Origin of the sequence: Bartonella sp. MM97QHHN (assembly GCF_042194285.1) — a bacterium.
Lineage (GTDB): Bacteria > Pseudomonadota > Alphaproteobacteria > Rhizobiales > Rhizobiaceae > Bartonella.
Window position 1 is genome coordinate 26,519 of record NZ_JBHIMS010000092.1, and the last position, 12,328, is coordinate 38,846.

The following is a 12,328-nucleotide window of genomic DNA, read 5'->3' on the forward strand; positions in this document are numbered from 1 at the left end:
CCAAATATCCGAGTAATTGTGAATGGAAAAACCTACTCTTATCTCCTTAAAAAACATCAGCCGTTGTTTTAACAAAACGGCTGGTGTTCCGGTAATTAATAATCTCTCTTTAAATATCCATGCTGGTGAAATCCTTGGCATTATTGGGCGCAGTGGAGCAGGAAAATCAACACTTATTCGCTGTTTAAATGGGTTAGAGAAGATTGATGCAGGGTCCATTTTTTTTGAAGGTGTTGATATTTCCAATCTATCAGAGATAGAATGGGCGCCTTACCGTCAGCGAATTGGGATGATTTTTCAACATTTCAATCTTCTCTCATCGCAGAATATTCTTGATAACATTGCATTGCCGCTTAAATTAAGTGGTGTAAGTAAAAAACAACGCCACAAACGTGCCCTTGAACTGATTGAATTGGTTGGGTTATCTGGGAAAGAATATTGCTATCCAGCACAATTGTCCGGGGGACAAAAACAACGCGTTGGCATTGCACGCGCTCTTGCTGCTAATCCTAAAATATTGTTATCAGATGAAGCCACCTCTGCTCTTGACCCTGAAACAACACAATCTATTCTAGAGCTCCTTGCTGATATTAATAAACACCTCAATCTCACGATTGTGCTCATCACCCATGAAATGGAAGTTGTGCGCACCATAGCGCATCGCGTTGTTGTTCTTAATCAGGGGAATATTGTAGAAGAAGGACGTGTGAAAGACATCTTTACATCACCGCAAGACGATACAACCATAGCTATGCTCAAGCTTGTAACCCCGCAACTTCCTGAAAAATTTGCGAAAAATCTCAAACCAATCGGACGAGAAGCTGTCATTGAAATTAATATTGCCGGTGAAATTGCCCAGCAGCCTTTTCTTCATCTTCTAGAAAATGAGAGTGGTTTAAAAGCACGTATTTTGCATGGTGGCATTGATACAGTTCAAGATGAAACCATCGGGCGACTCTTCTTGGCTCTTCCTGGAGAAGATAAAGAAGCTTTAGAAAAAGCTGTTCAATGGTTAACGAAAAAAGGACGATATTGTGAGGTCTTAGGCTATGTTTAATGTTCTGTCTCATGAACTTCCCCAAGCTGTTATTGATACAATATTGATGACACTTAGTGCTTCTGTTATGGCATTTATTATAGGGCTTCCCCTTGGTCTTCTTCTTCACACAACAGCACGCGGAGGGATTTTTTCCTCATCTCTCATCAATCGCCCTTTAAGCATGATCATTGACAGTATTCGTGCCATTCCCTTTATTATTCTTGCATTTTATCTTCTTCCCGTTACGCGTATCGTTGTAGGAAGAGGGATAGGAATGCCTGCTGTAATTTTTATACTGACCATTTCAGCTATCCCTTTTTATGCTCGCATGGCGGAACTCTCTTTTAAAACCGTTGAAAACGGTCTCATTGAAGCGATCCGCTCTATGGGTGCAAGTCGTCTTCAAATTATCAGACATGTTCTTATTCCTGAAGCTCTCCCTAGCCTGATTACAGGTTTTACAGTCATGGTCATTTCTCTTATAGGAGCCACCTCACTTGCTGGATATCTTGGTGGAGGCGGTTTAGGGGATATGGCAATCCGCTATGGCTACCAACGCTACAATACCTTCATCATGACCATCGTCATCATCCTTTTGATCGTGCTCAATATTACAACCCAATGGACTTCTGATAAAATCGTACAAAAACTTGATAAAACAAAACATTAAAAGACTTAGAATTTCACATGCCAATACCATCATCCTCTTTGCCACTTTCCAAGTGCACCAACCCTTGCCTATCGAAAACACTCATAAGAGATTAGAAACTTTTTTCTTAAACAGTTTTTATCTCTCCCCATCCGTTTGTAACATGAAAGAAAATAGTTTTAATGGCTTTAATATAAAAGGGGATAAAATAAGAGATCTCACAGTATGTGAAACTCTCTTTAAATTAAGACATTGGTCACGACCTTTCCCAACCTTAGATAACACATTGAATTTATAATGATAATATGGCGTTATTCATATTGAATGAGAACTCTGAATACCGTAAGATCCTCTCATTCCCAATTTGTTCCATATAGAATCAACCAAAACCTCTTGCTTGCACGTTAAAAGCGGAAAGAGCCGTGTGAGTAAAACTATACAAGAAAGAAAGGCATGCCTCTTATGAATTATCTCAAGCGCCAAGACCTGTCTTAACATTGGCGGCTAGCATATAATATGATGGTGCCGATTTTCTTCTTCACAAGCATAAAGATAGGGGTGCTCAATGGCTTTATCGTTATACTATTCACAGGCGCCATTGCGAAATGGGTGTGACGAGCGTTGAGAGATGTTGCTTTAAAATAAACCCGTGAATTGGCAACGCAAGTATATTCCATTTGAAGCGTTCTGTTTTACGTGATGGGTATGATCCCATTAAAGAACGCTATAAACAAAAGCGTGAAGCAATGCACTATCTTCATTAGGAAACTCCTCTTCAAAACGATCTAGGAAAGATAGCAACCCGCTATGGCTATCAACGCTATGATAGCTCCACCATATCTATCATCCTATAGATTATTCTCAATATCATCATTGAAGAAACTTCTAATAGAATTGTATAAAAATTTTATAAAATAAAGCACTCAAATAATCTAGATATTGGAAGGTTTTTCTTCCACAACAGCAACAATAAGCCATTGAGCTGTAAGAGCTGGTTTTTTTAACTTTTCAATTTCCACCGTAACCCCATAATGGAAAACCACTCGACCAGAAGGACGAATTTCTGCGTCGTCTAACACAAAACGCGCACGTATCCGTACCCCTGTTTTCACAGGACTCATGAAGCGTACTTTATCGAAACCATAATTAATCCCCATTGTGCTCCCTTCTAACTCTGGAAGAGCTTCATAAGCGAGCCTAGACAAAAGCGATAATGTTAAAAAACCATGAGCAATCGTGCCGCCAAAAGGTGTCTTTTTAGCCTTTTCCTCATCAACGTGTATCCATTGATGATCATCTGTAGCACATGCAAACTGATTAATCATATCCTGTGTAACAAGACGCCACTCCGATAATCCCACTTCTTTCCCAATAAAACTGGTGACATCTTGTACTGTTATTTTTTGCTGCATAACGCTATTCCTATTTTATTTGATAAAAGAAACCACCCCTCTTGCTTTTATAAAATCCATTGATTAGAGCATCAAGAATAAAAGATTAATTGTCTTAAAAACAAATGCACCTTATGAATGAGAAAAGTTCTTTAGCAGAATAGTTTTCAAATAGGAAAAAAGAATGGCAAGCAATGTGAACCTAACAGGTTTAGCGCATGATTTGAAACAACGTGCAGAAAACCATCCCCCCATCCGTATTGGACTGATTGGTTGTGGTGAAATGGGCACAGATTTATTATCAAGTATTGCGCATATGGATGGTATAACAGTCGCTGCTGTAGCCACGAGGACACCGTCACGTATTTTTGATGCCGCTACACTAGCCTATGGCGAAGATGGACATGTCTGTGAAGTTGAAAATACTTATGCTCTCACCCAAAGCATTGAAAAGGGTTTGATTGCAGCAACAGATGATATTAACCTTGTTTTGCGCCATGAACAAATTGATATTATCGTTGATGCAACAGGCTATCCCGAAGCAGGAGCAGAGATTGGTATCAAAGCGCTTGAGAATAACAAACATCTTGTCATGATGAATGTTGAAGCAGATGTTACAATTGGCGCTTATCTCAAACATGAAGCAGAAAAACGAGGGCTCATTTATACACTTGGTGCCGGCGATGAACCTACTTCTTGTATGGAACTCATAGAATTTGTTTCAGCCCTTGGACATAAGATTGTTGTAGCGGGTAAAGGAAAAAATAATCCTCTGCGCTTTGATGCTACACCTGACGCTTACGAAGAAGAAGCATTCCGGCGTAATATGAATGTGCGCATGTTGGTTGAATTTATTGATGGTTCCAAAACGATGGTTGAAATGGCAGCCATTGCCAATGCCACCGGACTTCTTCCCGATTGCCCAGGAATGCATGGACCACGAGCAGCGCTACAAGATTTAAACAAAGTGCTTATTCCAAAGCAAGATGGGGGCATTTTACAGCAATATGGTGTTGTAGATTATTCAATAGGTCAAGGTGTTTCACCTGGTGTCTTTGTCATTGCCGAAATAGCACACCCACGTTTACGCGAACGTATGGAAGATTTAAAAATTGGCCAGGGACCTTACTTCACCTTTCATCGCCCCTATCATTTAACAGCAATGGAAGTTCCCCTCACCTGCGCACGTATTATGCTTTATGGCAAAAAAGATATGGTCCCTCTTAGCCATCCCGTAGTAGAAGTCTGTGCTGTTGCTAAAAAAGATTTACATCCAGGTGATCAGCTAGACTTTATCGGTCTTTATACTTATCGTGCTTGGATAATGAACATCGCAGAAGCACGCGCTCACCACGCCATTCCTTGTGGTCTTTTAGAAAAAGCAACAGTAACAGCTGCAATTAAAAAAAACGAACTCATTACAGTACATAATACTGCTATTCGTGAAGATCAATGGATTGCACGTCTTCGTGCTAAACAAGACCTTTTACTTCATTGCCCTTCTTCCGCTAAGCTATAAATACTCCTGAATTACCTTACTTAACAGTATCCTTCCCTTAGGCAACAGAATAACCCAGAATACACTTCTATCGCAAATACAGGTTTATGTTTTAATAAAAGCATTTTCCAACGATGCACATTACCACTTTCCTCTCACAATATGTCCCGTAAATGCGACAGTATAAACCACTCCATGAGATGGCATAAGATTCATTGTGTATTACTATCTTTACTCTATAAAGATACAAACCAGCACCATCATTTATTTGCCAATACTACAACAGTCCTTGAACCTTAGAGATAATTCATAAGAAGAATTTTTACTCTTTTTTTTAAATAATTTTGTCCATACACGAACACAACTTGTTATACATAAAAAATACTTTTGATGTATTTAACATAAACAAATTTGAATGATAAATAATAATTTCTCATTTTTCTTATTACATGAGAGCCATGGATATAGGGATATTCTTTATTTTATCCCCTTATGAAAGATAAAAAAATTTAAAAAGGATAAAATATACCTTTGATGAATAATCTTCATATGAGAAAAGGTAGACAATATTAAAAGACTGATAAAGATAGTAATTATACTATCCTTATTACTAGAAAATAACCATAAACTGTAAAAAAATCAGGTTACACTAATTTGTAAAAAAAAACATAAATGTAGGATCTTGAACTTTAATAATGTTAATAAAAGCTACATTTAATATTAAGAGTAGTGATTTTATTATCTAGTATAGTATAAATAATAAAATATTTATTTTTTAAAAATAATGAAGTGAACAAAAAAATCCTCGACTCTGTCGATGAGCTTCCTACTAAAGTGTACTAAATATTCCCCAAAGAGATACAACAGCACCTAATACATCCCCAACACATAAAGAAGCAAGAAGTGATAAAATACCTATTCCCCCCCAAAAGGCTGCACCTGAAAAAGCAGCAGCTTTTTCAACTTTCCCCAAAGCAATGCCATCTTGTTCCTCAACGCCTTGAATAACAGCTCTATCCACAGCTTTAATAGCTACATTTTTTTCTAGTGTAGAAATAGTAACTGCCACTCTCTCTTGAAATTGATTTTTTACAAAACTTGCATTTCCCTCTATAGTTTGTACAAAAAAGAGAATAAATAGTGTAAAAGTAAATGAACATACACGATTTTTAAATATTTTAAACATAGCTTTCTTTGCTCCTCTTTTCTTCACTGAAAAAATGAAAGAATATTCACATATATAAAAACCAAAAATTATATTTAATCATTTATATAATTGCACATAATAAAATATTATATGTAATTTTGTTATTATAATATAACACATTATGTATTACATGTAAATATAAAAAAACAATAAATGATAAAAATAATTTATTCCTTTTACGCAATAATAACTTAAGATACCAACAGTAATATTTTTTTATTTTTATTGCTATAATTAAAAATAATAATAATTTGTTAAATTTATTATTATAAGAAATATTACGAAACAAATTCATTTAAAAAATTATATAATAGAGCTTTTATAAATAATTTGAAATGTAATTAATTTTAAAGAACTATAAAATTTAAAACTTCCAATATAATGATATATGATTGTCTATTATTTCAATAAATATAAAAATGAAATAGTACTTAATGGATTTTTATTATATCACTTATCAGTAATATTGAAAAATAAAATTAGTATCGAATAAAAACTTGATCTAAAACAAATCTATCCTAATAAAACAACTTTAAATAGTGTACTATTTTTCTATAAAACAGTTATAAAATGTAAAAAGAAATTAAGATCTCTATTTTCAAATAGAAAAGACATTAATAAAATGATTCTCAACTTTTACTGATATATAAAGAAAATAGTGCATAGCATCTTCAAAAAGGTAATTTAGCTCCTTTATCTCATACAGCATAAAAAACTCAAAATATTGACTTTCAAACCTAACAAAACAAACGCATAAAATAAATAAATCTATCAGATTTACAAAAATATTATAAGCAACACTAGAGCACCAAAAAACTACCTAAAATTACATAAAAAGAGAGTCATGAAAAATGAGATGATCCCCCAAAATACTGAAAAAACTTTCTTTCTTAATTTTCATAAAAGTTATTCCATATTTTTCGTCAATATTGTAGAGCGCAGCCTTATTTATATTTTGAGTAATTATATTTACTCTGTATTAGTAAAAAATAATTCTCTTTGAAAGAAATTTTTGGCAATATTCACATAACTGTCTGCAATTTGTGCAAAATAAATAATAATAAAGAATTGATTAAATGCTTTAAATAAAAGGAATAGATAAACTTACTAAAAAATTACATATTTCAATAAATAATGAAAATATTTTTCATTATTTGATGTATAAGAATTTAATATGTATGAATATTTACTTATTAAAAATTAGAATATACATCAGAAATAATTACAAAAGATAACTATCTTGAGAAATATTGCCTCATATTACAGAAAAATTGCGTTGGCTTTGCTCAATAAAAGCTTCTCTATTTTTAACAAAGCTCTCATTTTTATGCATCCATATGTGATGTAAAAAGACGCCTATTTGCGTTTCTCTTATAGATAGATTAAATAGTGACAGCACCTTCGATCACTTTGTCTATGTTAACTTCTCTTTTAGGCAATAATTTATGGTATCTAACAGGCCTTTTCTCGCTCTTTTACCTTTGGGCGCACACGAATATCACGGAGAGCACCTTCCTTTCGAAACCGACTGGATTATAGCTGAAGCTTTTGCAAAAGCTCTCACTTTACAAACAAAAGAGCAGTTTCATATCGCACTTTTACCGGTTGAAAAGATTGGCTATTCTATAGAACATATGGATGTTACAGGTACACAAACCCTTACCTTTTCTGATGCGATTAAGCGATGGATAAAGATTGGTGAAAACTGTTATCACAAAGGGATCAACCGTCTTCTTCTTCTCAATGCTCACGGAGGAAATTCACCTTTAATGAGCATTGTTATCACCGAATTACGAAGGCGCCTTTCCATGCTCGCTGTAGCAACAAGCTGGAGCCGTTTTGGTTTACCACAAGGTCTCATGGAGCCATCTCAACAACATCTTGATATCCATGGAGGCTTTATCGAAACCTCTCTCATGCTCTATTTAGCACCAGAAAAAGTCCATATGGAAAAGGCAGAAAATTTTCATAATAAACAAGCGGATATGATTGCCAATTATCGGTATTTACGTGCTTATGGTCCTCATGCCTTTGGTTGGACAATGCGAGATCTGAACACGCAAGGTGCAGCAGGAAATGCAAGCAAAGCAACACCACAAGCCGGTGAAGCAATCTTTTCTCATGTTCTGTCTCAGCTTCGTGATTTACTTGATGATATCAATCGATTTAACATAAACACATGGCAATAAAGAACAATAAAAGGTCTCTCCATGGAAACGATACACCCCAAAAAACTTCCCGTTACGGTTCTCACAGGCTATCTTGGTGCTGGGAAAACCACCCTTCTCAACCGCATTCTCAATGAAAATCATGGCAAACGTTATGCCGTCATTGTCAATGAATTTGGTGAAATTGGTATTGATAATGACCTGATCATTGAATCAGACGAAGAAATTTATGAAATGAATAATGGCTGTGTTTGCTGCACCGTGCGTGGTGATCTCATTCGCATTCTGGAAAGTCTGATGCAACGTTCTCATCGATTTGATGCGATCATTATAGAAACGACAGGGCTTGCTGATCCCGTTCCCGTAGCACAGACCTTTTTCATGGATGATACTATCCATGAAAAAACAGCTCTCGACAGTGTCATAGCAGTCGTTGATGCAAAGCATTTTCCCTCTCAATTAAAAACAAGTCGTGAAGCTGAAGACCAAATTGCTTTCGCGGATATTATTCTTTTAAATAAGATTGATCTTGTCACCCCACAAGAACGCAGCCATGCTGAATCCCTTATTCTGGCCATTAATCCTCGCGCTATACTCTATACAACACAGCGCACCAATATCCCTCTTGAGACACTCCTTAATCGTGGTTTTTTTGATCTCCAACGGACTCTCGATCATGAACCTCATTTTCTCGATCACGAACATGCACACCAACATGCCAACCATGTGTGCGGTCCCGATTGTCATCATGACCATCATCACGCATCCACCATTCATGATATTACCATCACTTCTGTAAGTTTAAAAACAGATGCTCTGCAACCAGAAAAGTTTTTCCCTTGGATCCAGCAGGTTACACAGCAACAAGGGCCTGATATCTTGCGTCTTAAAGGCATTATCGCCTTTCAAGGAGACGATGATCGTTACGTCATTCAAGGGATACATATGCTTCTTGAAGGACAACATCAACGCCCATGGCGTGAAGATGAAAAACGAGAAAGCCGCCTTGTCTTTATAGGACGCTCTCTTGATGCTGAAAAATTAAAAACTGGTTTTGAAAATTGCGCATAAGTGAGTGATAATGCCAAACATTACCCATTATGATCTCAAAAGTTACTGCCTTTCCTGCGGTTTTATAGGCAATAAACCAGCCTTTGTTTCCGTAGAAGGTTTCATTGTTTTTTTTAATCCAACCCCACAAATCGTTGAAGTTCACCAAGGAATAATTTCAAGCCATTTTTCCCATGACAATACCGCGATCATCACCGGTGGAGAAGATGGAAAAGTCTGTCAAACAACCGCAGCAGATCACACGGAATTGTTAAGCCAAAAAGAACGCAAATGGATAAACAACGTTGCTTTTGGTCCACAAAAAGCTTTTGCTTTTTCCTCTTCACGCCTCGCATTTGCGCATATTGGAAAAGAACGACAAGAGCTCACACATGAACGCAGTGTAGAAGGCCTTGCTTTTGCCCCAAAAGGTTTGCGACTTGCCGTTGCCCATTACAATGGAGTCACTCTTCATTGGTTATCAACGCAAATATCTCCCACCACATTGGTATGGAAAGGAGCTCATTGTAGTGTCACCTTTTCACCAGACAACCGCTATGTCATTTCCACCATGCAAGAAAACGCCTTGCATGGCTGGCGTCTCACTGATAATCAGCACCTCCGCATGAGTGGCTATCCAAGCAAAGTCAAAAGCTGGTCTTGGAGCGCAAAAGGAAAATGGCTAGCAACATCAGGTGCCTCTGCCGCAATTGTTTGGCCCTTTCATACAAAAGATGGCCCCATAGGAAAAACACCACTAGAACTAGGCACACGAGCAAATGCACTTGTTAGCACCGTTTCATGCCACCCAAACAAAGAAATTGTAGCAATAGGCTTCAATGATGGAATGATTTTAGCGGCACATTTTCATGATGGAAAAGAAGTCCTTCTAAAAGGTTGTGGGAAAAGCGCTATCTCAGCACTTAACTGGGATCAAGCAGGGCAAAACCTCTCCTTCGGTAGCGAAAATGGTGAATGTGGTATAATCAATATCGCTGATTAAATTACACCGACAAGCGCAATTATCGCCTATAAAAAATGCCCACACAATCCTCCAGAAATCTTATCCCCGTGCATCTCCAGAGCTCTCAGAAATCCTATCTCCCTAATCTCCCCCCCAAAATCTCCTAAAATCTTCGTAATCATTAAATCTTCCCTCTTCCTTTCCTCCCCCCCTTTAGACAAGAAAATACCTTAAACATGTTTTTTGACCTTTTAACATTGCTACCCCCATACAAGAATAAAAACATCACCCTCAAGACCTCCCCCCCATCTCCCTATAAACATCTATATAGGCTACATACTTCCACAAAAGCATTTTTCTTAAAAATTTGGCAAAAAATAGCTGATATCATCATTAAAACAACGATTTATTCCTACGATCAGAAGAAGGGAATGCAACACTATTTTCCTAAATAAAAAATTTTTTGATTTCCCCTTCTAAAGGGCAAAGTTTCCTACGAGCAGCCTTCTACACTTCAGTTTCTTGCCTAGAAAATTCCATCTAATAATCATTTCATGGAGCTTCTATTACCGCCCTCTGTTACGGTATCTCCTTCATCTCCGGATTCTGTTCCTTCTCCTTCTGCCCTTGTTAAACCAAAGCCTTCTGGGTCTTTTGCCCCTGTTAATCCTTCGTCTAATCTCTCTATACCGCTTGATGTTCAGTCTAATCTCCAAATTAGAGCGGTTGTTCCACAGGTTCCAACTTATCTTCTTTTGCCAAATGCCTTATTTCATGCTGGTTTAGTGGATATGACCACGCAAAATAAGTCGTTAGAGACAATGCGGAATGCTTTTCATTTCTTTGGGAAAGATGATAAAAAGACAGCCTTTTTTCTGCGTGCTTATGGGGGGAGCCATCATTATGCTTCCAATTTATCTGCTTTTGAATATGGCTATGGTGCTGAGCTCGATTATAATGCATTTCAAGCAGGTGTTTTGTTAAACGAGATTGAGAGTTTATATGGTCGTACATTCTTTGGAGTTTTGGGAAACTATGGAAACCTTTCTCTACACCCTCAGGATGTTGAACAAAGCAAAAAGAGCGCATTTAATAAATGGTCTGTTGGGGCTTATGGAAATTTGCAGCATGATAGGGGTTTTTATATGGATGGGGTGGTATCGTATGGTCTTTTTAAGGGTGATGTTTTGACCCTTGCACGGGGTAAGGTTGTGGCGTTAAAGGGTAAACAGTTTAGCGATTCTTTAACGAGTGGTAGAACGTTTGCAACAGGGTATAAAGGTGTTGTTTTTGATCCGCAGATTCAGGTTGTTTATCAGCATCTTCAGTTTAATCAGGCGCGTGATATTGATNTGGTAGAACGTTTGCAACAGGGTATAAAGGTGTTGTTTTTGATCCGCAGATTCAGGTTGTTTATCAGCATCTTCAGTTTAATCAGGCGCGTGATATTGATTTAGGAAAATTTCATGCAATAATTCAGAATGCTCACTCATCATTTTACATATTGAATAAAAACTGAATATTATAAATTTCTTTCATTTCAAACCTGTTTATATTTAATCAATTAACCCCTTGTCCATCACAAACGAAGCTGGCATGCAAAGAAGGACTTTTGAAAAAAGGTGAATTGCTTCTTATGAACATTCTCGAGTGCTAAAATCTGCGCAAATATTGAATGCTGAAAAAAGAATGATGATATCCGCGCATGACCGCAATAAAAATAATATCCTGTATCTTATCGAAATTTCTCTGCCACCTATCATTTACAAAACAACAACCGTAACAACACGATAAAGCATACTTTACTTTTATTATAATTTGACCTCAAACTCCCTCTGTTTGTTCTAAAAATAAATATTTATCCAAAATTCTTAAGTAAAAATCCTAAAAAAGGAAACAAATAATATGCGTATTAAATGATATAAACGTGAATAAAGTTCTAAAACAAAATTCAAAACAATGCATAAAACTCATAAAGACTAAACTTATGATCTATAAAAATTAATACAGAAACGGACAAAAACAATCATCAATATCGCATTTTTTGAAAGATTATGCCACAAGCATTCAGCGTTTAAACTTCTCATATTCACAATGAAATCTGTCCTCATATCTTGACATCAAAAATTTTAGAAAAATTTCTCATCGCATAAAAGAAAGCATCTATTGTAATCTTTTATATCAAAAAAATAACCATATTGATGAGGCAAAATAAATTTCAATACATTAAAAGGCAGAAAATCTTCTGCCTTTTAACTAAAAATACATATTGCACCTCTTCAAAAAAGGTGGCGCAATCCAGCAGAGAAACTCGTTCCAGAAAAACCAATTTTCTTAAATCTATGCTGATAAGTGACATCTC

8 protein-coding genes and 2 pseudogenes are annotated in these 12,328 nt (G+C 36.4%); 8 read left to right on the plus strand and 2 right to left on the minus strand.

Going from position 1 to position 12,328, the window contains the following annotated elements; genetic code table 11:
• The first annotated feature begins 22 nt into the window (after positions 1-22).
• The 3 genes and pseudogenes from ACFIJW_RS07610 to ACFIJW_RS07620 form a co-directional block, all read left to right on the plus strand.
• Positions 23-1,057, plus strand: coding sequence for a methionine ABC transporter ATP-binding protein (locus ACFIJW_RS07610; protein WP_375612288.1), 1,035 nt, complete (start codon positions 23-25; stop codon positions 1,055-1,057).
• On the plus strand, positions 1,050-1,709 hold the full coding sequence (locus ACFIJW_RS07615) for a methionine ABC transporter permease (RefSeq protein ID WP_375609233.1): 660 nt from the start codon (positions 1,050-1,052) through the stop codon (positions 1,707-1,709). The genes ACFIJW_RS07610 and ACFIJW_RS07615 overlap by 8 nt, the downstream gene beginning before the upstream one ends.
• A gap of 441 nt (positions 1,710-2,150) precedes the next feature.
• A pseudogene (locus ACFIJW_RS07620) lies at positions 2,151-2,449 on the plus strand (integrase); the annotation flags it as partial.
• A gap of 171 nt (positions 2,450-2,620) precedes the next feature.
• On the opposite strand, the gene ACFIJW_RS07625 reads toward ACFIJW_RS07620, so the two are convergent.
• Positions 2,621-3,100 (minus strand): MaoC family dehydratase, encoded by a 480-nt coding sequence (locus tag ACFIJW_RS07625; protein WP_375621600.1) that lies wholly within the window; start codon positions 3,098-3,100, stop codon positions 2,621-2,623.
• Between the two features lie 163 nt (positions 3,101-3,263).
• On the opposite strand from ACFIJW_RS07625, the gene ACFIJW_RS07630 reads away from it, so the two are divergent.
• Positions 3,264-4,598, plus strand: a complete 1,335-nt coding sequence (locus ACFIJW_RS07630; protein ID WP_375621599.1) for an NAD(P)H-dependent oxidoreductase — start codon at positions 3,264-3,266, stop codon at positions 4,596-4,598.
• Between the two features lie 808 nt (positions 4,599-5,406).
• Here the strand turns inward: ACFIJW_RS07630 and ACFIJW_RS07635 are convergent.
• Complete coding sequence (locus ACFIJW_RS07635; protein WP_375633822.1) at positions 5,407-5,763, minus strand: hypothetical protein; 357 nt, start codon at positions 5,761-5,763, stop codon at positions 5,407-5,409.
• Between the two features lie 1,466 nt (positions 5,764-7,229).
• Here ACFIJW_RS07635 and ACFIJW_RS07640 point away from each other — a divergent pair.
• The 4 genes and pseudogenes from ACFIJW_RS07640 to ACFIJW_RS07655 all read left to right on the plus strand — a co-directional run.
• The gene (locus ACFIJW_RS07640) at positions 7,230-7,973 is read left to right on the plus strand and encodes a creatininase family protein (protein ID WP_375633823.1); all 744 of its coding nucleotides are present in this window, start codon (positions 7,230-7,232) and stop codon (positions 7,971-7,973) included.
• 21 nt (positions 7,974-7,994) lie between these two features.
• A complete protein-coding gene (locus tag ACFIJW_RS07645; protein ID WP_375633824.1) occupies positions 7,995-9,023 on the plus strand; it encodes a CobW family GTP-binding protein in 1,029 nt (342 codons plus the stop codon).
• A 10-nt stretch (positions 9,024-9,033) separates the two neighbouring features.
• A complete protein-coding gene (locus tag ACFIJW_RS07650; RefSeq protein ID WP_375633825.1) occupies positions 9,034-10,005 on the plus strand; it encodes a WD40 repeat domain-containing protein in 972 nt (323 codons plus the stop codon).
• A 533-nt stretch (positions 10,006-10,538) separates the two neighbouring features.
• Positions 10,539-11,327 (plus strand): annotated as a pseudogene (locus ACFIJW_RS07655) (autotransporter outer membrane beta-barrel domain-containing protein); the annotation flags it as partial.
• Positions 11,328-12,328: the final 1,001 nt, after the last annotated feature.